19 protein-coding genes are annotated in these 23,449 nt (G+C 67.6%); 9 read left to right on the plus strand and 10 right to left on the minus strand.

Annotated features, from left to right (window positions below; translation table 11 throughout):
• The first annotated feature begins 128 nt into the window (after positions 1 to 128).
• On the plus strand, positions 129 to 1,037 hold the full coding sequence (locus HPT29_RS19925) for an alpha/beta fold hydrolase (protein ID WP_173948825.1): 909 nt from the start codon (positions 129 to 131) through the stop codon (positions 1,035 to 1,037).
• Between the two features lie 96 nt (positions 1,038 to 1,133).
• Here HPT29_RS19925 and HPT29_RS19930 read toward each other — a convergent pair whose 3' ends face one another.
• Entirely contained in the window at positions 1,134 to 1,562 is a 429-nt protein-coding gene (locus HPT29_RS19930; protein ID WP_173948900.1) for a nucleoside deaminase, read from the minus strand.
• Between the two features lie 105 nt (positions 1,563 to 1,667).
• Here HPT29_RS19930 and HPT29_RS19935 point away from each other — a divergent pair, with 105 nt between their 5' ends.
• The 5 genes from HPT29_RS19935 (at position 1,668) to HPT29_RS19955 (ending at position 7,242) form a co-directional block, all read left to right on the plus strand.
• On the plus strand, positions 1,668 to 3,767 hold the full coding sequence (locus HPT29_RS19935) for a pseudouridine synthase (RefSeq protein WP_173948824.1): 2,100 nt from the start codon (positions 1,668 to 1,670) through the stop codon (positions 3,765 to 3,767).
• A 13-nt stretch (positions 3,768 to 3,780) separates the two neighbouring features.
• A complete protein-coding gene (rsmD, locus tag HPT29_RS19940; RefSeq protein WP_173948823.1) occupies positions 3,781 to 4,338 on the plus strand; it encodes a 16S rRNA (guanine(966)-N(2))-methyltransferase RsmD in 558 nt (185 codons plus the stop codon).
• Positions 4,339 to 4,430: 92 nt separating this feature from the next.
• Entirely contained in the window at positions 4,431 to 5,474 is a 1,044-nt protein-coding gene (locus HPT29_RS19945) for a zinc-dependent alcohol dehydrogenase family protein (RefSeq protein WP_173948822.1), read from the plus strand.
• Positions 5,475 to 5,550: 76 nt separating this feature from the next.
• Positions 5,551 to 6,594: an L-glyceraldehyde 3-phosphate reductase gene (mgrA, locus tag HPT29_RS19950; RefSeq protein WP_173948821.1), complete on the plus strand. Its 1,044-nt coding sequence runs from the start codon at positions 5,551 to 5,553 to the stop codon at positions 6,592 to 6,594.
• Positions 6,595 to 6,837: 243 nt separating this feature from the next.
• Entirely contained in the window at positions 6,838 to 7,242 is a 405-nt protein-coding gene (locus HPT29_RS19955; RefSeq protein WP_173948820.1) for a PilZ domain-containing protein, read from the plus strand.
• A 32-nt stretch (positions 7,243 to 7,274) separates the two neighbouring features.
• Here HPT29_RS19955 and HPT29_RS19960 read toward each other — a convergent pair whose 3' ends face one another.
• The 8 genes from HPT29_RS19960 to ileS form a co-directional block, all read right to left on the minus strand.
• Entirely contained in the window at positions 7,275 to 8,129 is an 855-nt protein-coding gene (locus tag HPT29_RS19960; protein ID WP_173948819.1) for a transporter substrate-binding domain-containing protein, read from the minus strand.
• Positions 8,130 to 8,345: 216 nt separating this feature from the next.
• Positions 8,346 to 10,196 carry a DNA mismatch repair endonuclease MutL gene (gene mutL, locus HPT29_RS19965; protein ID WP_173948818.1) on the minus strand — a complete coding sequence of 617 codons (1,851 nt, stop codon included), beginning with the start codon at positions 10,194 to 10,196 and terminating at the stop codon, positions 8,346 to 8,348.
• A gap of 299 nt (positions 10,197 to 10,495) precedes the next feature.
• A complete protein-coding gene (locus HPT29_RS19970; protein WP_173948817.1) occupies positions 10,496 to 11,812 on the minus strand; it encodes a phosphoglucose isomerase-related protein in 1,317 nt (438 codons plus the stop codon).
• Between the two features lie 167 nt (positions 11,813 to 11,979).
• Positions 11,980 to 13,257 (minus strand): M16 family metallopeptidase, encoded by a 1,278-nt coding sequence (locus tag HPT29_RS19975; protein WP_173948816.1) that lies wholly within the window; start codon positions 13,255 to 13,257, stop codon positions 11,980 to 11,982.
• Between the two features lie 32 nt (positions 13,258 to 13,289).
• Positions 13,290 to 14,621, minus strand: a complete 1,332-nt coding sequence (locus HPT29_RS19980) for a M16 family metallopeptidase (protein ID WP_173948815.1) — start codon at positions 14,619 to 14,621, stop codon at positions 13,290 to 13,292.
• 212 nt (positions 14,622 to 14,833) lie between these two features.
• The gene (locus HPT29_RS19985) at positions 14,834 to 15,472 is read right to left on the minus strand and encodes a hypothetical protein (protein ID WP_173948814.1); all 639 of its coding nucleotides are present in this window, start codon (positions 15,470 to 15,472) and stop codon (positions 14,834 to 14,836) included.
• Between the two features lie 87 nt (positions 15,473 to 15,559).
• Positions 15,560 to 16,024 carry a signal peptidase II gene (gene lspA, locus HPT29_RS19990; RefSeq protein WP_247654672.1) on the minus strand — a complete coding sequence of 155 codons (465 nt, stop codon included), beginning with the start codon at positions 16,022 to 16,024 and terminating at the stop codon, positions 15,560 to 15,562.
• A 167-nt stretch (positions 16,025 to 16,191) separates the two neighbouring features.
• Positions 16,192 to 19,140 (minus strand): isoleucine--tRNA ligase, encoded by a 2,949-nt coding sequence (gene ileS / locus HPT29_RS19995; protein WP_173948813.1) that lies wholly within the window; start codon positions 19,138 to 19,140, stop codon positions 16,192 to 16,194.
• A gap of 330 nt (positions 19,141 to 19,470) precedes the next feature.
• Here ileS and HPT29_RS20000 point away from each other — a divergent pair, with 330 nt between their 5' ends.
• From HPT29_RS20000 to HPT29_RS20010, 3 genes are read left to right on the plus strand one after another with little or no spacing between them, the layout of a single operon-like run.
• A complete protein-coding gene (locus tag HPT29_RS20000; protein ID WP_173948898.1) occupies positions 19,471 to 20,565 on the plus strand; it encodes a catalase family protein in 1,095 nt (364 codons plus the stop codon).
• 31 nt (positions 20,566 to 20,596) lie between these two features.
• Positions 20,597 to 21,100, plus strand: a complete 504-nt coding sequence (gene msrB, locus HPT29_RS20005; protein WP_173948812.1) for a peptide-methionine (R)-S-oxide reductase MsrB — start codon at positions 20,597 to 20,599, stop codon at positions 21,098 to 21,100.
• An 8-nt stretch (positions 21,101 to 21,108) separates the two neighbouring features.
• Complete coding sequence (locus tag HPT29_RS20010; protein WP_173948811.1) at positions 21,109 to 22,278, plus strand: DUF3095 domain-containing protein; 1,170 nt, start codon at positions 21,109 to 21,111, stop codon at positions 22,276 to 22,278.
• A 20-nt stretch (positions 22,279 to 22,298) separates the two neighbouring features.
• Here the strand turns inward: HPT29_RS20010 and HPT29_RS20015 are convergent, their stop codons facing one another.
• Positions 22,299 to 23,243, minus strand: coding sequence for a bifunctional riboflavin kinase/FAD synthetase (locus HPT29_RS20015; protein ID WP_173948810.1), 945 nt, complete (start codon positions 23,241 to 23,243; stop codon positions 22,299 to 22,301).
• Positions 23,244 to 23,449 lie beyond the last annotated feature (206 nt).

Consider the following 23,449-nt stretch of genomic DNA (forward strand, 5'->3'; position numbering starts at 1 on the left):
ATGACGATGCGGAATGTTATCCACTCATAGTTGTAATCCCTTTTATTGCTAAGCTTTTTCATCCCATTCGCGGGCAAATGCTCTAGCTTCCTGGAGCATTCGTGATTGCAACCAGCGAGCAGCCATCCATGAGCGACGATCTCTTTCCCGGTTTCGACAGCCACTGGATTGACACCGAGATCGGCCGAATCTTCGCGCGCTCGAAGGGGACGGGAAAGCCGTTGGTGCTGCTGCACGGTTTTCCCCAAACCCATGCCATGTGGCACCACCTCGCGCCGGCGCTCGCCGAGACCTACACGGTCGTCTGCATGGATCTGCGCGGCTATGGCTGGTCGTCGGCCCCGAAGGGCGACGCGAAGCACGAGACTTATTCGAAGCGTGCCATGGGCCGGGACGTCGTCCAGGTAATGGAAGCGCTGGGACACGTGCATTTCGCCGTGGCCGGGCACGATCGCGGCGCCCGCGTGGCCTATCGGCTGGCTCTCGACCATCCGGGTCGGGTGGAGCGCCTCGCCCTCCTCGACATCCTGCCGACCTACCATGTGTGGGAGCAGATGCGGACAGGCAAGGTGCCGGAGGCGCACTGGGGCTATCTTTCGCAAGCCTACCCGAAGCCGGAAGAAGAGATCGAGCGCGATCCGATTCCCTATTTCGAGGGGCTGATGCGGCAATGGTCGGGCGCCGGCGATCTCGGCGCCTTCGATCCCCGCGCATTGCACGCCTATTGGCAGAGCTGCAACGAACCCAACCGCATCCACGCCTTCTGCGAAGACTACCGCGCCGGAGCCACCCGCGACATCGAGGCCGACGAGGCCGATCTCGCCGCGGGCAAGACGATCCAATGCCCGACCTACGTGATCTGGAGCGACTATTATCTCGTCAGCGGCCCGGTCGGCGACAGGAAGCAGCCGCTCGACATCTGGCACAAGAGCTTCGCGCCCAAAGCGACCGGCATCGGCGTGACGTCGGGCCACTTCGTGGCGGAGGAGAATCCGGGCGCGACGCTGGAAGCCCTGCAGGCATTTCTGGCGGCCTAGGCTCCGGGCCGAGGATCGCCCCACCCGTCCGCCTGATGCGCCAGGGCGGCGCTGTCCGCCCAGGGCGTCTTCGTCGTCGCGGGCTTGGCGAGCGCTCTAACGCTTTCCTTCGAAAAAGCTCTTCAACAGCGTCGCCGCCTCGCTCTCGCGAATGCCGCCATAGACCTCCGGGGCGTGATGGCAGGTGGACTGGTCGAAGAAGCGGACGCCGTTGTCGACCGCGCCCCCCTTGGGATCGAAGGCCGCATAATAAACCCTCCGGATGCGGGCGAAGGAGACGGCGGCCGCACACATGGTGCAGGGCTCCAGGGTGACGTAGAGATCGCAGCCCGTGAGCCGCTCGTCGTCCAGAGCCTCGCAAGCCTGACGGATGGCGAGCATCTCGGCATGGGCGGACGGGTCGCGCAGCTCCCGCGGACGGTTCCCTGCCGACGCGACGATGCGGCCATCCCTGACGATGGCGGCTCCTACCGGCACCTCCCCGCGCGCGGCGGCGGCCCGGGCCTCGTCGAAGGCCACGCTCATGGGATCCGGTTTTACCGGATCAAGCGGCTCCAGATCGGCGTTATCCGTCAATCGGTTCGCTCCTTAGTCCTCGCTTCTCTGACACTCCTCTGCTATCAGGCTCCCATGACCGACAGCAACGACGATAATCGCAGGGGCCGCTCCTCGGGACGCTCCGACCGTGGCCGCACCTCCGGTGACAAGCCCTTCCGCAAATCCCGCGAGGGCGGCGAGCGCCCCTTCCGCGCCCGCGGCGACGACGACCGCCCGCGCAAGCCGCGTGACGGAGGCGACCGGCCTTTCCGCAGCCGCGACGGCGACAAGCCGTTCCGCCCGCGCGGAGAAGGAGCTGACCGGCCTTTCCGCAGCCGCGACAACGATGAGCGTCCCCGCCGCTTCGAGGGCGGAGACAAGAAACCCTTCCGACCCCGCGGCGAGGGCGGCGACAAGCCGTTCCGTGCCCGCAGCGCAGGGGACAAGCCATTCCGGGGCCGCTCCGGCGATGAGCGCCCGCGCCGCTTCGACCGCGCCGGTGAGGACCGTCCGCGCCGCACCCGCGAGACCAGCCCCGAGGTGCAGGCCGAGCCTCAGGAGCCTACCGAGGACCGGATCGCCAAGGTGATCGCCCGTGCCGGCATCGCATCCCGCCGCGACGCGGAGGTGCTGATCGCCGAGGGCCGCGTCACCCTCAACGGCACGGTGCTCGAATCCCCTGCCGTCAACGTGACGGCGGCGGACAGGATCACCGTGGATGGGGAGCCCCTGCCCGCCAAGGAGCGCACGCGCCTGTGGCTCTTCCACAAGCCGCGCGGCCTCGTGACCACGGCCCGGGATCCGGAAGGCCGGCCGACCGTGTTCGATAACCTGCCCGAGGACCTGCCCCGTGTGGTGGCGGTGGGCCGGCTCGACATCAACACCGAAGGCCTCCTGCTCCTGACCAACGACGGCGGCCTCGCCCGCGTGATCGCCCATCCGGACACCGGCTGGCTGCGCCGCTACAAGGTGCGCGCCCACGGCGAGATCAATCAGGCAGACTTGGACAAGTTGCGCGACGGCATCAGCATCGACGGCATCGACTACGGTCCGATCGAGGCCCGCCTCGACCGGATTCAGGGCGACAACGCGTGGATCACGATGGGCCTGCGCGAGGGCAAGAACCGCGAGATCAAGCGCATTCTCGAACACATGGGCGTGCAGGTGAACCGCCTGATCCGCATGTCCTTCGGTCCGTTCCAGCTCGGCGACCTCGAGGTCGGCCTCGTCGAGGAGGTGCGCACCAAGGTGCTGAAGGATCAGCTCGGCGAGGCGCTCGCGGCCGAGGCCGGCGTCGATTTCGAGAGCCCGGTGCGCGAGCCCATCGCGCCTTTCGGCTCTCCGAAGAAGCAGGATCGGGAGGAGCGCAGCGAGCGTCCCTCGCGCTTCAGCCGCGACCGGGACGACGAACGCCCGCGCCGTCGCCGTGACGACGATGAGCGCCCGTCGCGCGGCCGTGGCGCCGACCGTTTCGAGCGCGACGAGGAGGAGCCCAGGAAGCGCCCCTCCCGCCTCGATGTGAAGACGAGCGTGTGGCGGGCCGGCGAGACGGACGAGGACGCTCCGCGCCGGAGGGTCCCGCGCCGGGGCACCGATCCGAAGGAGGCGCGCGCGGCGAGTGGCGAGCGCGAGCGTGAGCGCGTCGGGGCGATTGCGTCGCGCGAAGGCCGCAAGGTCGTGGTGGAGCGCCTCGTGCGGCAGGCCGAGGACGAGGAAGCGCCTGCGCCGCGCGGGCGCCGCGGCTCCGCTGCCGGCGAGGATCGTCCCCGCCGTCGCGACGACCGCGACGCAGCGCCGGCTCGCCGCAGCCGCGAAGGCAGTGAACGTCCGGCACGGCGCGACGACGAGCGTCCGCGTCGCCCCGCCGGCGACAGACCCTTCCGGGCTCGGGTCGAGGGCGGCGAGGATCGTCCCCGCGCCCGTCAGAGCGAGCGCCCCTTCCGCGCCCGCGAGGGCGACGACGACCGTCCGCGCAAGCCTCAGGGCGACCGGCCGTTCCGCGCCCGCGGCGACGACGATCGCCCCCGTCGCGGTCCGCCACGGGGTGATGCACCCTCGCGCGGCGGTCCTCGGGGCGGCGGCTTCAAGGGTGGTCCCCGGGGTGCCTCCAAGGGCGGGGCGTCCAAGGGTGGAGCCTCCAAAGGCGGCTTCAAAGGCGGCGGTTCCAAGGGCGGTCCGCGCGGCCGCCGCTGATGAGGGCTAGACGATGAGAATCGTGGGCGGGCGCTGGCGCGGCCGCTCGCTCAAGGGACCGAGCTCGGACGCCATCCGGCCGACCTCGGACCGCCTGCGCGAGACGCTCTTCAACATCCTCCAGCACGGCTACGACGATCCCATCGCGGGAGCGCGCGTGCTCGATCTCTTCGCCGGCACTGGCGCCCTGGGCCTTGAGGCGCTCTCACGCGGCGCCGCCTTCGCGCTCTTCGTCGACGACGGGGCGCAGTCGCGCGGCATCATCCGCGAGAACGTGGAGGCTCTCGGGGCCGGCGGCGCGACCCGCCTCTTCCGCCGCGACGCCACCCGCATGGGCGAGGCCGCTCCAAACGCGCCCTTCTCGGTCGTCTTCTGCGATCCGCCCTACGGCCGGGACCTCGCGCCGAAGGCCCTGCGCGCCTGCGCCGAGGGTGGCTGGCTCGTGCCCGATGCGCTCGTGATCGTCGAGGAGGCGCAAGGTGTGGAGGTGACGCTGCCCGACGATTTCGAGGAGATCGAGCGACGGGACTACGGGGAGACCAAGGTGGTGTTCGGGCGGTACCGCGCTTAACCTTCAGCAGGCCGCACGCAATCCTGCATTTGCTCCCTCACGGGCCGCCCGCTATACCGCCTTTTCCTCTCGGTCGTGAAGGAAGCTCCATCATGAAAGCGGTTCTCTTCGAGCAGTTCGGCCAGCCGCCGCGCGTGCAGACCGTACCGGATCCGACGCCCTCGGCGGAAGGCGTTGTGATCAAGGTGGAGGCAACGGGCCTGTGCCGGAGCGACTGGCACGGCTGGATGGGGCACGATCCCGACGTGGTGCTGCCGCATGTGCCGGGGCATGAGCTCGCCGGCACGGTGCTGGCCGCCGGTCGCCAAGTCACGCGCTGGAAGAAGGGCGACCGCGTCACGGTGCCGTTCGTCGGCGGCTGCGGCCATTGCCATGAATGCCATTCCGGCAATCACCAGGTCTGCGAGCAGCAGTTCCAGCCGGGCTTCACGGCCTGGGGCTCGTTTGCGGAATACGTCGCGGTCGATTACGCCGACACCAATCTCGTCGCCCTTCCCGACGAGCTCGATTTCGCCACCGCGGCGAGCCTCGGCTGCCGCTTTGTCACGTCGTTCCGCGCCATCGTCGACCAGGGCCGGGTGAAGCCCGGCGAATGGGTGGCCGTGCACGGCTGCGGCGGCGTAGGCCTGTCGGCCATCATGATCGCGTCCGCCATGGGGGCGAACGTGATCGCCATCGATCTCACGGACGAGAAGCTCGCCTTCGCCAGGACGATGGGAGCCGTGGCGACGGTGAATGCGCGCGACGGCAAGGACGTGGTCGGGGCCGTGAAGGAGATCACGAAGGGCGGCGCGCATGTGTCCATCGATGCGCTCGGTCACCCGGCGACCTGCTTCAACTCCATCGCGAACCTGCGCCGCCGTGGGCGTCACGTGCAGGTCGGCCTGATGGTGGGCGAGCACGCCCGCGCTCAGGTGCCGATGGCGCAGGTCATCGCGCACGAGCTGGAGATTTACGGCAGCCACGGCATGCAGGCCTTCCGCTACCAGGACATGATGGCCATGATCCGGACCGGCAAGCTGACGCCGCAGCAACTCGTCGGCCGGCATATCGGGCTCGACGAGGCGCCTGCCGCGCTCATGGCCATGGACCGGTTCGAGGGGCTCGGCATCAGCGTCATCACGCGATTTTCGTGAGCAACTGGATTTGCCCCCAGCACGACACAGGTATCAACCTGTTCACGCCCGACACAGAACATGCCCGGAGAATTCAATGGCCTACCTGCCCGCCGAGAACCGCTACGACGAGATGCTCTACAACCGGTGCGGCCGCAGCGGGCTTCTGCTGCCGGCGATCTCGCTCGGGCTCTGGCATAATTTCGGCGAAGACAAGTCGACCGCGACCGCGCGGGAGATCTGCCGGACGGCCTTCGATCTCGGCATCACGCATTTCGACCTCGCCAACAATTACGGCCCTCCCCCGGGCTCGGCCGAGACCCTGTTCGGCGAGATCCTGCGCAACGACTTCCATGGGCTGCGCGACGAGCTCGTGATCTCCACCAAGGCCGGCTACCGCATGTGGCCCGGCCCCTACGGCGAGTGGGGCAGCCGCAAATATCTGCTCTCGAGCCTCGACCAGAGCCTCAAGCGCATGGGGCTCGACTATGTCGACATCTTCTACTCCCACCGCTTCGACCCGGACACGCCCCTGGAAGAGACCATGCTGGCGCTCGACTCGGCCGTGCGGCAGGGCAAGGCGCTCTATGTCGGCCTCTCGTCCTACAACAGCCAGCGCACCCGCGAGGCGCTCGCCATCCTGCGCGAACTCGGAACCCCCTGCATCATCCATCAGCCGAGCTATTCCATGCTCAACCGCTGGGTCGAGGAGGACGGGCTGCTCGACACGCTCGAGGACCTCGGCATGGGGTCGATCGTGTTCTCGCCCCTGGCCCAGGGCATGCTGACGACGAAATACCTCAACGGCATTCCCGAGGAGAGCCGCGCCGCCCAGGGCAAGTCCCTGCGCACGAGCTTCATCAATGATGACAACATCGCCCGCATCCGGGGCCTCAACGGCATCGCCGAACGGCGCGGCCAGACCCTGGCGCAGATGGCCCTGGCCTGGGTCCTGCGTGGCGGACGCGTCACCTCGGCGCTCATCGGGGCGAGTCGCCCCGAACAGGTCGTCGACTGCGTCGGCGCGCTCAAGAATCCATCGTTTACCGCCGACGAGCTCGCCGAGATCGACCAATATGCCGGCGAGGGCAACCTGAACATCTGGGCGGCCTCGGCCGAGCGGAAGGGCCCGTCCCGGTAATCCACAGCCGAGGCCCGGGCCCGAGGGGGAAAGTCCCCTCGGGTCTGGCCCTCCACCCTCGACTTGGGCATGATCGCGTGTGGCCGACCGAGCCCGGCGCGCGCCGACACGGCACCCTTTCTCCACAGAATACGGGGCAAAGCCCCAGCTTCCGGGGGACTACTCCTTCGGAGGGACTTGAGAAGTCGGTTAACAAATGGTTAAAGCCAAGCTTCGTTGGCCATTTGACCGAAGGTCACCTCCATGGTTCCCGTCACCGCTCTCGATAATCGTCGGCAAGCCAGGCGCTTCCCCACGCATCACCCGGCGAAGATCATGCTGGGTCCCGAGGCGATGATCTCCTGCACGGTGAAGGACATCTCGACCGGCGGAGCCAGGATCGCGGTCAAGCGGCACACGGACCTGCCGGAAACCTTCGAGCTGTATATCGCGGCTCATGACCTGCAGGTGCGCCGCGCCCGGGTCTGCTGGCGGCATGGCGATTTCGCCGGCATCGCGTTCAGCGCCGAGGAGGCCGACATGACACCGGCCGGCGAAGCCGCCGACGGGCTGAGCTTCGCCGATTGCCTCGACCAGGCCGCCATGCCGGCGCATCTCGCGTCCAAGCCGGCGCGCAAGGATCTCAAGCTCTATCGCACCACGGTCTGATCGAACACCGTCGCGTCGGATCGGAACGCCGTTCAGGTCGTCGGCGTGATGTCGATCTTGAACCACTTCTCGGACAGCTTCTTGATCGTGCCGTCCGCCTTCGCGGCCGCGATCGCCTCGTTGAACATGGCCTTCAGATCGGCGTCCTCCTTGCGCATCCCCGCGCCGACGCCGGGGCCGAGCAGCCCGCCGGTGATCGATGGCCCGACGATGGCGAAGTCCTTGAACTCGGGCTTGCGCAGCGTTCCGCCCAGGGCGGTCGCGTCCGCCAGCACCGCGTCGATGCGGCCGGCCGCGAGATCGAGGTCGTGCTGCTCCGTGGTCTTGTACTCACGGATCTCGGCCACGTCTTTCAAGTACTTGTCGGCGAAGTTCGAGTGGATGGTCGAGGTCTGAACGCCGATGGTCTTGCCCTTCAGGAGCGGCTTCAGGTCGGCGATCGCCTTCTCCGCCGCCGCCTGCTGGGTCGACAGGTTGAAGGCTTGGCCCGTCCCGGGCATCTTGGCGAGCGGGGAATCCTTCGAAACGAGGAAGCCGTTGGGACCGGCCGCATAGGGGTTCGAGAAATCGATGGTCTTCTTGCGCTCGTCGGTGATGCTCATGCCGGCCATGATGGCGTCGTACTTTTTGGCCGTGAGTGCCGGGATGATGCCGTCCCAATCCTGGGCGACGATCTCGCATTTCACCTTCATGCGGGCGCACAGCTCGTTGGCGAGGTCGATCTCGAAGCCTTCGAGCTTGCCGCCGGGACCGGTGAAGTTCCACGGCTCGTAGGCACCTTCCGTCGCAATCTTGACGGTTTCCCACTTCTTGCCTTGCGCGACGGCGCCACCGACCGCCAGTGCCGCGCCGAGGAGAGAGAGACCAACGATTCTTGAGACCTTCATTGCCATTCTCCTGATTCAAAGGGCCGGCCTGAAGAAAAATGGTGCCGCTCGCGCTCCTGCGATGGACGTCAGCCCGATGCAAGGGCCGGGGCCGACAAGGCGCCGGGGCACCGCACGGTCGGCACATCGTCACGCCTATGCTGAAAACGCCCACGCACCGGGTCCGTGTTCCCTCGATCATCGGATCCAAAAGGGGGCGCTTTTCCGCGCGCTGCGCTAGCGCCGTCCGAACAGGCGCTCGATATCCGTCAGCTTGAGTTCGACATAGGTCGGCCGGCCGTGGTTGCACTGGCCGGACAGCGGCGTCGCTTCCATCTCGCGCAGCAGGGCGTTCATCTCCTCGGGCCGCATGCGCCGCCCCGCCCGGATCGAACCGTGGCAGGACATGCGCGAGAGCACCGCGTCGAGACGCTCCTCCAGCGGGCTCGCAGCCCCCTGCCCCCATTCCGCCAGCGCGTCGGCCACGTCCTGCACCAGCGCCTTGATGCGACCGCCCGCAAGCGCGGACGGCACCTCGCGCACGAGCAGAGCACCATGGCCGAAGGGTTCGACCACGAGGCCGAGCCCTTCCAGAGACGAGGCCTCCGCCAGCACCCGGTCCGCATCCACGGGATCGAGGTCGACCACTTCGGGAATCAGCAGCAACTGACGGGCGATGCCCGCCGAGGCGCGCTCACGCTTGAGGCGCTCGTAGACCAGGCGCTCGTGAGCCGCATGCTGATCGACGATGACGATGCCGTCCTGGGTCTGTGCGACGATATAGGTGCCATGCAGCTGCGCGCGGGCGGCGCCCAGAGGCGCCTCCCCGGCCTCGGGCTCGACTTCATGGGTCGCCGCGCGGCTGTCGGCGGAAGGAACCGACAGATCGGACAGGCTCGCCTGCCTGTCCGCGAAGCCGGACGCGGGCGCAGAGGGTCGCTCCGGCGCATCGAGCGGCGCCTGCCAATTGGCGAAGGCGCTGGTGGGCCGGATCGCATGCGTGCGGTGCGGGTAGGATGGGCGCATGGGCAGCGCGCCTTGCGGGCGCAGGCTCTCCAGCGCGCGCGCGCCGCCCGTGGACGACGCGCGAAACGAATAGCGGGTGATCGCTTCCTTCAGCGCGCCGACCACGAAGCCGCGCACGAAGGCCGGATCGCGGAAGCGCACCTCGGTCTTGGCCGGATGCACGTTGACGTCCACCGCGCGCGGATCGAGATCGATCATGATGGCGAGCACCGGATGGCGGTCGGAGGCCATCACGTCTGCGTAGGCACCGCGCACCGCGCCGAGCAGCAGCTTGTCGCGCACCGGCCGGCCGTTGACCACGAAGTGGATCGCCGTTCCGGTGCCACGGTGATAGGTCGGCAGGCTCGCGAACCCGGTGAGCCGCACGCCCTCGCGCTCGACCCCGATGGACATGGCGTTTTCATGGAACTCGGCTCCGAGCACCCGGGAGAGGCGGCGCAGGAATCCGTGTTCGCCGGGCTCCTCCGGCGGGCAGGTGAAGGCGGTCAGGTGTTCGCCCGACAGGGTGAAGCGGATCGTCGGATGCGCGACAGCGAGGCGCTTGACGATCTCGGCCACCGCCTGCGCTTCCGAGCGGTCGCTCTTCAGGAATTTGAGACGCGCCGGCGTGGCGGAGAACAGATCCGTCACCTCGACCCGGGTTCCCTTCGAGGCGGGAGCCGGGCGCACGGGCCCCTTCACGCCCGCCTCCACCAGGATGGAGGAGCCGGTCTCCGCCTCCGCTGTTCGCGTCACGATGGACAGGCGCGCGACAGCCCCGATGGACGGCAGCGCCTCGCCCCGGAAACCCAGGGTGTTGATGGAGAACAGGTCGCCGTCCGGAAGCTTCGAGGTGGCATGGCGCTCGACCGCGAGCTCGAGATCCTCCGGAGTCATGCCCCGACCATCGTCGACGATGCGGATCAGGCGCCGCCCGCCGGCCTCGACGGCGATCTCGATCGAGGTCGCGCCAGCATCGACCGCGTTCTCCACGAGTTCCTTCACGGCCGCGGCCGGGCGCTCGACGACCTCGCCCGCAGCGATGCGGTCGACGAGGATGGGATCGAGGCGGCGAACAGGCATGCGGGACGTCCGGGCTCCGGATTCGACAAGGGGAAGATAGGGGCTGAAGGCGGCGGAAACCAGAACGCGCGACGTTATTCCCCTGCTCTCTTCGGCCCCCGTCGCGGGCTCCGCTGCGCGGCCTCCGGATCCGTGGCTTCCGGATCTCGTTGCGGGACTGAACGCCCTCTCGTCATCACCGGGCTTGTCCCAGTGATCCCGCTTGTCTGAAGCGCCGCGTCTTCCCGGATCGGGATGGCCGGCACAAGGCCGGCCACGACGGGGAGGATGGCAGGACGGGACTCGTGCTCCTACGCTCTCTAGCCCTGCGCTAGATACTCCTTGGCCAGGATCTTGGCCTCTTCGACTGCTGGCTGATCGAACGGGTCGACCCCCATGGCGTAGCCGGCCAGGATCGTCTCCAGCATGAAATGCATGAGAAGCTCGCCCAGGGTGCGCTCGTTCAGGGTCTCGACATGGATCTGGCGAGTCGGACGGCTGTTCTTGGCGAAGGTGTCGGCCATGGCACGGCCCTGAGCGGCCACCAGATCCCCGATGGTCTTGCCGGCGAACGCAGCTTGACCCGCACGCTTGGCCAGGGACGCATCCATCACGGGCCCCTTCCCGGCGACGCCGGTGGTCAGCACCGTGAAGAGCTTGTCGTTCGGGCCCGCGAGATAGAGCTGCTGCTGGCTGTGCTGGTCCACCGGACCGATGGCGGCGACCGGCTGCGTGCCCTTGCCGTCCTTGCCGACGCTCTCGGCCCAGAGCTGCACCCACCAGCGCGTGAAGCGCTCGAGCCTGTCCGCATAGGCCATTGTGACCGCGATGCCCTTGCCGGCCTTGGCCGCCGCCACGTTGAGCGCGGCGCCGAGGGCGGCCGGCGCGTCCTTGGCCGCGGCCCCGCTGCGGAAGGGCGCGTAGGCGTCGGCCGCGCCCTGGCGGATGGCTTCGACGTCGAGGCCGAGCACGGCGGCCGGCAGGAGCCCCACATTGGTCAGCACCGAGTAGCGTCCGCCGATTCCGGTGTGATGCTCCAGGAAGCGCACGCCCTCCGGCTCGAGGAGATCGCGAAGGGCGTTCTTGCCGCCGTCCTTGCGGGGCTCGGACAGGCCGAGGAAGAGATCGTTGGGATGGGAGCGCAGGCCGGCCTTCTCCAGGGCCGTGAGGACCGCGATGGTCTGCATCAGCGTCTCGCCCGTGCCGCCGGATTTCGAGATCGCCACGAACTTGCTCGAGGAGAGCGGCAGCTTGTGCAGGATGCGGTCGAAGGTGATCGGATCGAGGTTGTCGAGGAAGTGGATGCGGGGGCTCTCGGTGAAGCGGCCCGTGCCCGGCACCGCGTAATCCTTCAGCTGCGCCAGGGTCTGTCCGCCGAGGCTCGATCCGCCGACGCCCAGGATGACCACGTCGGTCGCATCGTCGCGCAGGAACGCGGCCGCCTCACGGATGTCCGCCAGATCGTCGGTGGTGCGCGGCATGTGGAGAAGCGGCAGCCGGCCCGACGCATCGTCCTCTGCGAGGCGCTTCATGGCCTCGCCCACGAGCCCGAGCGCATCGTCGAGCGCCGCCTGCGGCAGACCGCCTTCCCCGATATTCACGTCAAGGGCAAGATCGATCGATTGCTGCAGGGCCATGGGCGTACTCCGACTCGTTCAAAGCAGGAGCGAAAGATTAGGGCAGAGAGGAGCCCGAGGCTAGGGCCGTCGCAACAGGCCTGAAGCGTCTGCCTCCGAAGGCGGGTCTGGAGCGCCGCGCCCCTCGGATCGAGATCACCGGGACAAGCCCGGTGACGGCGTGGCGATCAAACGCCGGTGGGCCGGCCGGCGATCACGGTGAGCATTTTGCCGTCGCCGAAGATCTGCGCGGCGGCCTTGCGGATGTCCGCCTGCCTCACGGCCGCGACAAGGCCGTTGCGGCGGGCGATGTAGTCGATGCCGAGGCCCTCGAAGGCGATCTGCGCCAGGGTATGGGCGATCTTCGTCGAGGTGTCGAAGCCGAGGGCGTAGGAACCGGTGAGATAATCCTTGGCCTTCTGCAGCTCCTCGTCGGAAGGGCCTTCGCTCGTCAGCTTCGCCATCTCGTCGGTGATGACGTCGAGGGCCTCGACGACGCGCTCGTTTTTGGTGGCGGTGTAGCCCCATGTCATGCTGGCCGAACGGTAGCTCACGAGGGAGGTGCCGACGCTGTAGGCGAGGCCGCGCTTCTCGCGGACCTCCTGGAACAGGCGCGAGGTGAACGCGCCGCCGCCCAGGATGTGGTTGAGCACGTAGGCCGGGATGAATCCCGGATCGCGCCAGGCGATGCCGTTCATGCCGAAGCGGATGACGGATTGGGGCACGTCGAGATCGACCACGATGCGCGAACCCAGCTTCTGCAGCGAGGCGGGCTCGATGAGACCGAGGGGCTTGGCGTCCGGCAGGGCGCCGAACACCTTGTCGAGCAGGCTGGAGAGATCGTCGCCTCCGATGGCTCCGACCACGGCGATCTTGACGCGCCCGCGGGCGATGATCGCCTTGTGCATGGCGATCAGGTCGTCGCGGGTGATCGCCGCGATGCTCTCGGGCGTGCCCGAGGTCGGACGCCCGTAGGGATGGCCGGCGAAGCCGTCCTCGAAGAAGCGGCGCGTCGCCATGACGCCCGGATCGTTCTGCTGGTACTTCAGCCCCGCGATGGTCTGGGCGCGCACGCGCTCGATGGAATCCTGATCGAAGCGCGGCTCGGCGAGCGCAAGGCGCAGCAGCTCGAAGGCTTCGTCCGCATGCTTGACCAGCGTCTTCAGGGAGCCGCCGAGGGCATCATTGCCCGCATTGAACGACAGCTCGATCGCATGGGCGGCCAGGCGCTCCTGGAAGGCATCGGAATCGTACTCGCCTGCCCCTTCGTCGAGCAGGCGTGCGAGCATCTGCGCCACGCCGGGCTTGTCCGCGGGATCGTGCGCCGAGCCTCCCTCGAAAATGAAGGAAACGGCGATCAGCGGAACCACGTCGGACTCGACGTGCCATGCCTCGACGCCACGGGCGGAGGTCAGCGCCTTTACCGTGGTCGGAGACGAGGACATGGTTTCGACAGAAGCTGTCATGGGTACCTCGGTTCTTGTGCAGGCGGGCTTTTTTAAGAGGCCGATTTCTGCAGATAGCCCGTCACGGAACGGCGGGGGATGAGATAGCGCTCGGCCGCGGAGGCGAGATCGTCCTTCAGGACGGTCTCGATCTCGACCGGCCAGCGGCGCACCTCCTCGATGGTCTCGCCGATGGCGAGCGCCGAGCCGTAGATGCGCGCGAGCGACGATTGGCTGTCGGTGGAATAGATCGTCTCGGCCACGAGGCGCGTCTTCGCGCGTTCGACGGAATCCGCGTCGAGCGCCTCGGCCGGAATGGTCTTGAGCACCTGATCGACGGCTTCTTCCAGCGCCTGCAGCGACACGCCTTCGGCCGGCACCGCATAGACGCAGAAGCGCGTATCCTCCATGGCGGAGGACATGTACCAGGCGCCCGCGTTCACGGCGATGCCGCGCTCCATCACGAGCTTGCGGTAGAGATAGGAGGTCGGCCCGCCGCCGATCACCTCGGCGAGAAGCTCGAGCGCGTAGCAGTCGCGCTGCGAGGCCGTGCGGCAGGACGGCACGAGGTAGAGCCGCTGCATGGTCGGCTGCTCGACCTTCGGATCGGCCACGGTGATGTGGCGCGCCGCCACGGGCTCGGGCTCGCGCGGACGCATCCGCACCGGACGCTTGCCCTGCGGGGCGATGCGGCCGTAGGTGGCGTCGGCCAGCCGGCGCACCTCGTCCTCGCTCACGTCGCCCGCCACGACCAGAATGCCGTTCTCGGGCGTGTAGAAGCGGCGATAGTAGTCGAGCGCGTGGTCGCGATTGAGCGTCTCGATCTCGTGCATCCAGCCGATGATCGGAATGCCGTAGGGGTGATGCACGAACAGGGAAGCCGCCATCGCTTCGGAGAGCTGCGCCGACGGATCGGTCTCGACGCGCATGCGGCGTTCTTCCAGCACCACGTCGCGCTCAGGCGCGATGACGGATTCCTCCAGGAGGAGGTTCGTCATACGGTCGGCCTCGAACTCCATCATGGTCTTGAGGTTCTCGCGGGCGACGCGCTGGAAATAGGCCGTGTAGTCGAAGGACGTGAACGCATTCTCCTGACCGCCGAGGCCCGAGACAACCTTCGAGAACTCGCCGGCCGGGTGCTTCTCCGTGCCCTTGAACATCAGGTGCTCGAGGAAATGCGCGATGCCCGATTGTCCGAGCGGATCATCGGCCGAACCGTTGCGGTACCAGATCATGTGCGTCGCGACAGGGACCCGGCGGTCCGGGATGACCACGACGTCGAGACCATTATCGAGCGTGAAGGATGACAGGTTCGGGCCACTGCCTTCCGTCCGCCCGAATGAGGCGGCGTCAGCGCGAAGAAGGGGCTTTGAGGCAGTGTCCATGACGTTTCAACCTTGGCGACATCAATGCGTTTCGCAGGGCAGTTCCTACGGGATAGTCAAATTAAGGGGCTATGCAAGCGAAGCCGCTGATCTTTCCTGTGCGGCGCGATTTGTCCGGAAATGTCCGATCAGGCTTGGCTTTTGATGGCCCCATAACGGTTTCAGGCGAACGGTCGATCCGTTCGCCTGAAGGAAGAGGGAGGAGACAATGCTTACTGCCTGCTCTGCTGCTGGCGGAGATAGGCCGACGGGCTGTCGGGATCGCCGGACACGATCGGATCGGCCGTGGCCTTGATGCGGCGGCCGCCCTGGGCCCTGAGCAGATCGCCCGGAGGATCGCTGAGATAGCGGCGGTCGAGGCCGTTGCCTTCAAGCTGCGGCTTGTCCTCCTTGGAGAAGGCGCGCAGCTCGTCGGGGCTCATGCGGGCGATATCGGCCTGCCGACCGACCGGGTATTGCGGGCCGGCGGCCGCGGCGTTCGGATTGCGTCCGGCACGCATCTCCTCGATGGAGAGGCGCTTGCCTTCCGTGTTCTTGTAGAGTTCGGAATTGGTATAAGGCATGCGGGCTTCGGCCGCGGCCTTGCGGCGGGCCGCCACGTCCGGATCCTTTGGCCAGTTGGCGTTGCGCGCCTCGGCACCGCTGCTCGCGACCGGAGCCGGCAGATCCATCTTGGGCGGAAGCACGAGCGGCGCGCGCTCGTTGTAGGCGATGGGTGCCTTTTCCTTGGGAATGATGCCGATGGCGCCGAGGATGCTCTTCACGGCCTCGCCTTCCTGGGCCGAAGCGCCGGTGGCGGCGATCAGAAGCGCCAAGGCCCCCGCGCGGCCTATGATTTTCATTCCCTTCATGGCACCCACCATTCGTTTCTCATTGTGGCCGGAAGGCCTGATCGCTCATTCTGGCGAACATATGGCAAACGGCGCCACAACATATCGTTATTTCGCTCGTCGCCCCTCCAGGACGAAGGAGTCATAAAGCAAACCAACCACCCCCGCAACGATGGCGGCATCGGCCACGTTGAACACGTACCAGGACCAGGTTCCGACATGGATCTGGATGAAATCGAACACGGCCCCGTAGGCCAGCCTGTCGATGACGTTCCCGATGGCGCCGCCGACGATCAGGCCGAGGGATACGGCCAGAAGCTTGGCCGTCGTGCGCCGGATCCAGAAGGACAGGCCGATGGCGGCCAGGATCGAGATGACGATCAGCCCCCAGCGGCCGACCTCCGAGCTTTGCTGGAACAGGCCGTAGGAAATGCCCCGGTTCCACACGACGATCAGATTGACGAAAGGAGCGAGTTCGACCGGCTCCCGCACCGGCAGATCGTAGACGAAAAGGGTGTAGAGCTTGGTGGCCTGATCGAGCACGAGGGTGAGCAAGGCCGCAGTGAAGCCCAGGACCGCCGCGGCCGACAGGCCCTTCTGGACCGAGCGGCCCCTGCCCCTTCCCTTCGAGCTCCCGCCTTTCGAGCCTCCTGACCGGTTCGCTACGCGCGGACGCGGCGAAGCGGCCTGAGGCGTCATTCCCGCATCCGTCAGCGGCACGCCGGTGTCGTCGGGCTTGCTCATTCCGCCGCCGCCTTCAGCTGGTCCCACTCGCGCAGGGCCGCCGCGTCGCGGGGCGTCACATCCGGATAATCGGGATCGGTCCCGACGTCGGGCGTGACCTTCCAGGAGCGGGCGCATTTGCGGCCCTGGGCCAGCCCCGGCACGACCGCCACGCCCCTGACGTCCTCGAGGCGGAAGGCCTCGGCCGGGCCTTCGCCCTGCACCACCTGGATGCCGGACGTGATGCAGATCTCGGCGAGGTCGAGGCCCTCGACGGCCCGGAACAGGCTCTCGTCGGCGATGTGCACGATGGGCGCCGCCTCCAGGCTCGCGCCGATGCGCTTCTGGGCGCGCTCGATCTCCAGCGCGCCGGTGACGACGCGGCGCACGCGGCGGACCTTCGCCCAGCGCTCCGCGAGCGCCTCGTCACGCCACTCGGCCGGCACCTGCGGGAAGGTTTCGAGATGCACCGACTCCGCCTGCGGATAGCGCGCGAGCCAGGATTCCTCCGCCGTGAACGCGAGGATCGGGGCGATCCAGGTCGCCACGCAGCGGAAGGTCTGGTCGATCACCGTGAGGGCGCTCTTGCGCACCTTGCCGGAGATCGGATCGCAGTAGAGCGAGTCCTTGCGGATGTCGAAGTAGAAGGCCGACAGGTCCGTCGTCATGAACGAGGTCAGCAGCGCGACCACGCGCTTGTAGTCGTAGTTGCCGTAGGCCTCGCGCACCTCGTCGCCGAGTTCGACCAGGCGGTGAAGCACGAAGCGCTCGAGATCGGGCATCTCGTTGAACGCGACCTTGTCGGCCTCGCGGAAATGCGCCAGCGAGCCCAGCATCCAGCGGATCGTGTTGCGCAGCTTGCGGTAGGTCTCGGCCGTCGTCTTGATGATCTCCGGGCCGATGCGCTGATCGTCCCAATAATCGACCGAGGCCGTCCAGAGGCGCAGGATGTCGGCGCCGTATTCCTTAATGATGCTCTGCGGCGCGACCGTGTTGCCGAGCGACTTCGACATCTTGCGGCCCTGCTCGTCGAGCGTGAAGCCATGGGTGACGACGATGTCGTAGGGCGCGCGGCCGCGGGTGCCGCAGCTCTCGAGCAGCGAGGAGTGGAACCAGCCGCGGTGCTGGTCCGAGCCTTCGAGATACATGACCTGATCGGGCCCGCCGTCGACCTTGCGCTGAACCTTCAGGTCCTCGCGCTTCTCGAGCGCGAAGGCGTGGGTGCAGCCGGAGTCGAACCAGACGTCGAGGATGTCGTTGATCTTGTCGAAGTCATTCAGGTCGTAGCCGCCCGCCTTCAGGAAGCGCGAGCCGTCATCCGCATACCAGGCATCCGCGCCGTCCTGCTCGAAGGCCTGCGCGATGGCGTCGTTGACGCGCTCGTCCTTGAGGATCTCGTTGGTGCCCTTGCGGACGAAGACCGCGATCGGCACGCCCCAGGCGCGCTGGCGCGAGACCACCCAGTCGGGCCTGTTCTCGATCATCCCGGTGATGCGGTTCTCGCCGGTTTCGGGCACCCACTCGACGGTCTTGATGCCGTGCAGCGCGCGCTGGCGCAGGGTGTCGCCCTTGCCGTCGAGCGGCTTGTCCATCGAGATGAACCATTGCGGCGTGTTGCGGAAGATCAGCGGCCCCTTCGAGCGCCAGGAATGGGGATACTGGTGCTTGAGGCGCCCGCGCGCGATGAGCGCCCCGACCTCGACCAGCTTGCGGATCACAGCCTCGTTGGCGCCCGCATCCTTGCCCTTGTCATCGTAGATGCGCTCGCCGGCGAAGAACGGCACGTCGGGGAAATACGACGAATCCGGCGAGACCGTGTGCGGCACCTCCTTGGTGCCGCAGGCGGCGAAGACGTCGCGGTGCTTCACATAGGTATTGTAGTCGTCCGCGCCGTGGCCGGGAGCCGTATGCACGAAGCCCGTGCCCGCGTCGTCGGTCACGTAGTCGGCCGGCAGGACCGGAACGCCGAAATCCCAATAGCCGTGCGCGCCCTCGAGCCCGCGGAACGGATGCGCGCAGCGCTCGATCATCACCGGCAGCACGTCCTTCACGCGTCGGTATTCGGCGACGCGTGCGGTGGCGAAGACATCGGCCGCGAGCTTGTCGGCGATCACGAGACGGTCGCCCACCTTGGCCCAGTTGTCGTCCGCCGCCTCCGTGACGTCGTAGAGCCCGTAGGCGATGGTGTCGCCATACGCGATGGCGCGGTTGGCCGGGATCGTCCAGGGAGTCGTGGTCCAGATGACCACGGACGCGCCGTCGAGATCGCCGTCCAGCGTGTTGGTGATCCTGAACTTCACCCAGATCGTCGTGGAAGTCTTCTCGTGGTACTCGACCTCGGCCTCGGCGAGCGCCGTCTTCTCCACGGATGACCACATGACGGGCTTCGAGCCGCGGTAGAGCTGGTCGCTCACCGCGAACTTCATGATCTCGCGGGCGATCTGCGCTTCCGCGTCATAGGACATGGTCTGGTAGGGGTTCGTCCAGTCGCCCTCGACGCCGAGGCGCTTGAACTCCTCGCGCTGCACGTCGATCCACTTCTCGGCGAAGGCCCGGCACTCGCGGCGGAACTCGACGATGTCCACGTCGTCCTTGTTCTTGCCCTTGGCGCGGTATTCCTCCTCGATCTTCCATTCGATCGGCAGGCCGTGGCAGTCCCAGCCGGGCACGTAGTTGGAATCGAAGCCCAGCATGCCCTGGGAGCGGACCACCATGTCCTTTAGGATCTTGTTCAGCGCATGCCCGATATGGATGTTGCCGTTGGCATAGGGCGGGCCGTCGTGCAGCACGAAGCGCGGACGGCCCTTCTGGACCTCACGCAGGCGCTGGTAGAGCCTGTTCTCGTTCCAGCGCTGGAGGAGGAGCGGCTCCCGCTGCGGCAGGCCGGCCCGCATGGGGAACTCGGTCTGGGGCAGGAACAGGGTTTCGGAATAATCGCGGGCGGCGCTTTCGGGCTTGTCGGTCATCGTGGTCAATCGGTCTTGTGTGGCCCGTGAATCAGGCGGGCGCATCGGGCTTCTGTCGGAGGCGAACGGCTAGGATCCCGGACCTTCGCGGGTCATGCGAAAGCCGGGCCGATAATTCGCGCAGCGCCTATGCGGGCGGCCAGCGGAGCCTGAGAAGCCGTGGACATGACGAGCCTTTTAGCAGCGCCGGGCCGGATAATAAAGCGCAGACACATGGGTTTGCCGAACGGCCGGGAGCCGGCGCGGAACCATTGCCACGGTTCCGCCTTGCCCTCGTTCGGGCCGAATGGCCCCTCCTATGCTCGAAGACGGAGCCCCAGCATGTCCCCGATGCCCCCCTCCTCCCCGGTCCGCTACGAACCATCCGTCGAGACGCCGCATCCGAAGGAGGCCGAGATCGGGGCGAGCATTCTGGATTCGATGCGGAAGATCCGGGAAAAGACTTTTGCGGATTACGGCCGCGCAATGCGCAGCGTGCACGCCAAAGGCCACGGCGCCCTGAAAGGGGAACTTCGGGTTCTGCCCGGTCTGCCCGGGGTCCTGGCCCAGGGCCTCTTCGCCAAGCCCGGCACCTACCCGGCCGTTCTCCGGCTCTCCACCACGCCGGGCGACATCCTTGACGACAGCATCTCCACCCCGCGCGGCCTCTCGATCAAGGTGTCGGGCGTCGAAGGCGAGCGCCTGCCGGGCTCGGAGGGCGCCACGACCCAGGATTTCGTGCTGGTGAACGGCCCCGCCTTCCAGTCGAGCCCGTCCATGTTCGCCCAAAACCTCAAGCTCCTCGAGAAGACTACCGACCGGCTCGACCGGACCAAGAAGGCAGTCTCGGCCATCTCGCGCGGCCTGGAAAGCCTGATCGAGGCCTTCGGCGGCGAGAGCGCCAAGCTCCAGGCCCTCGGCGGGCACCCGGAGACCCATATCCTGGGCGAGACCTTCTATTCGCAGGCGCCGATCCGCTACGGCGCCTACATCGCCAAGGTCTCGGTCGCGCCGATAAGCGCGGAGCTGAAAGAGCTCAAGGGCGCTCCGCTCGACCTGAACCGTAGGTCCGACGGCCTGCGCGAAGCCGTCGTGGATTTTTTCCACCGGCATGGCGGGGAATGGGAAATCCGGGTCCAGCTCTGCGCCGATCTCGACACCATGCCGGTCGAGGATGCCTCCGTCTTGTGGCCGGAGGACAGGAGTCCCTATATTCCGGTCGGTCGCATCACGGTTGAGCCGCAGGAGGCCTGGAGCGACGGCAAAGCGGCCGCCATCGACGAAGGCCTGTCCTTCAGTCCGTGGCACGGCCTTGCCGCGCACCAGCCCCTCGGCGTCGTCATGCGCCTGCGCCGAACGGCCTACGCGGCCTCCGCCGCGTTCAGGGCGGCCCGCAACGGGCATTCGAACGAGGAGCCGAAGACGCTGGACGCGATTCCGGTGTAAGGTTTCTCCAAGCTGATTGAGAGGAAGAACGATGGCTCACTCCCCCGTGGACGAGAAGCGGCGCTCGAAGGCCGGCTTCGACCTCACCCCGCCCAGCCGCGAGCAGCTGCACGCCCTGGCGGCGAACCTCGACGACGAGGAGCGCCGGGTCCTGCTGGAGCACGGCACCGAGCGACCGTTCTGCGGCATCTTCAACGAGGCCAAGGAAAAAGGCACCTATTGCTGCCGCCTCTGCGGGCTGCCGCTGTTCAATGCGGGCACCAAGTTCGAGTCGGGCACCGGCTGGCCGAGCTTCTTCGACCCGATCGACCGCGAGCACATCGCCTTCGTGCGCGACACCAGCTACGGCATGGTCCGCACCGAGATCCGCTGCGCCCGCTGCGAGGGTCATCTCGGCCACGTGTTCAACGACGGCCCGCCGCCGACCGGCGAGCGCTACTGCATGAACTCGGTGTCGATGCGCTTCGTCGCCGACGGCGACCCGCTTCCGGACGAGCTGGGCCGAGGAGCCCCGGAGGGCGAAACGGCGGGCTGACGCCCACCATGGGCGTTTCTCTTCAGGATCCGGGCCGGCAGGCGGAGGCGGATTTCTACGCCCGCCTGCCGGTCTTCGACCATTTTTCCCAGCTGACCGATCCCGGGCTCTACATGCCCGTGCCGGACGACTGGGTGCTGGGCCTCAGCGACATCGTGCGCTCGACCGCCGCCATCGCGGCCGGGCGCTACAAGGAGGTCAACACGGCGGCGGCCTCCGTCATCGCGGCCGTGTCCAACACGCTCGGCACGAGCGAATTCCCCTTCGTGTTCGGCGGCGACGGAGCAAGCTTCGCCCTGCCGGCCTCGCAATCCGGTCCCGCCCGCGAGGCGCTCGCCGCCGCGGCCGCCTGGGTGCGGGACGTCTTCGGCTTCGAGCTGCGCATCGCCATGGTCCCGGTCGCGGAGATCCGGGCCAAGGGCCACGACGTGCGCATCGCCCGCTTCGCGGCCTCCCCGGATGTCTCCTACGCGATGTTCTCCGGCGGCGGCCTCGCCTATGCCGAGCGGCGGATGAAGGACGGCGCCTTCGCGGTTCCTCCGGCACCGCCCGGCACCCTGCCCGATCTCACCGGACTGACCTGCCGCTTCGACGAGATCACGCCCCAGCGCGGCGTCATCCTGTCCCTGATCCTGTTGCCCGAGACCGCGGCGGGCCCGGACGCCTTCAACGCCCTCGTCGGGCAGGTCCTGTCCCTGGCCGAGGGCCAGGAGGCCGGCCGGCCCCTTCCCGCGAACGGGCCGGCCCTGACCACGCCCTTCAGGGGCTTCGGCATCGAGGCGAAAACCGTCTCGAGGGACGGGGCGGGCCTCCTTACATTGGGGAAACTGGCGGTGCGCCGCCTGATCTCGTTCGTGGTCCTCCGGTTCGGGCTCAAGGTCGGCCGGTTCGATCCGGCCCGCTACCGGCGCCAGCTCGTCGAGAACACGGATTTCCGCAAGTTCGACGACGGCCTGCGCATGACCCTCGACTGCACCCCGGCGCTCGCCGACCGGATCGAAGCCCTGCTGACGGAGGCGCGGCGGGCGGGGATCGCCCATTACGGCCTGCACCGGCAGGAGGCCGCCCTCATGACCTGCTTCGTGCCCTCGGCGACCCGCAGCGACCACATCCATTTCGTCGACGGCGCCATGGGGGGCTACGCCATGGCCGCGCAGGCTCTCAAGCCGGCGGTGTGAAGCGGGATCGCGTCGGACGTTCAGCCGATCATCGAGACCGTCGTATCCGCGGCCAGCATCCGCTTCGCCTCGACCGAATCCCGGTCCATCTGGGCGATCAGCGCGTCGATGCCGTCGAAACGCTCCTCGCCGCGGATCCAGCCGATGAACTCCACGTCGAGTATCTGGCCGTAGAGATCGCCCGAAAAGTCGAACAGATGCACCTCGAGCAACGGGGCGCCGTTGTCGAATGTGGGCCTGCGGCCGAAGCTGGCGACGCCGTCGACCGGCCGGCCCGCCACGCTGGCCCTGACCGCGTAGATCCCGTGGCGGAGGCGGCAATCGTCGGAAAGCCGCATATTGGCCGTGGGGTAGCCGAGCTCCCGGCCGCGCTTGTCGCCATGGCGCACCTGCGCCTGCACGAACCAGCGATAGCCGAGAAGCCGGTTGGCCGTGGCGATGTCGCCCGCCTCCAGGGCCGCCCGGATGGCGCTGGAGGAGACCGGCTCGGTCCCCTCGACAATTGCGGGGGCGACCAGGCAGTCGAGCCCGCGCTCCCGGCAGAGCTCCGCCATGCGGGCCGGATTGCCCTCGCGCCCGCGGCCGAAATGGAAATCATGGCCGATCACCACGCCCGAGAGCTGAAGCTCTCGGGCCAGAAGATCGACGAAACCCGGCGCCGTCAGGGCCGCGAGGCTGCCGCTGAAGCGCCTTTGGAAGACCCCGTCGAGGCCCAGTTGCTCGAAGATCTGGAGCTTCACCGGCTCGGGCGTCAGGCGGAACAGCGGCCTGTCGGGCTGGAAGAAGGTGCGCGGATGCGGCTCGAAAGTGACGGCGGCCGACGGCCGCCCGGAACCCTGGGCCATTCTCAGGAGATGCTGGTGGCCTCGGTGCACACCGTCGAAATTGCCGATGGCCCCCACGGCTCCCACGAGGCTCTCGGGCACGGGCTCGCCATCGCGGCAGATCGCGAACGGGGTGGGCATCGGGAGAGAGACCTCGGAACTCATCGGGCGGATATCGGTGCGGGCGCGACCCTGTCGAAAACCAGCCTGCGGGTCAAGGGAGGCGCTTTGGATTCGATCGGGCGTGGTTCGCGGACGACGATGCCCTCCCTCGTCATGGCCGGGCCTGTCCCGGCCATGACGATCGGAAAGGCGCCGCGTTCCGGCCAATCGCGATCACCGGGACA

Origin of the sequence: Microvirga terrae, from assembly GCF_013307435.2 — a bacterium.
GTDB lineage: Bacteria > Pseudomonadota > Alphaproteobacteria > Rhizobiales > Beijerinckiaceae > Microvirga > Microvirga terrae.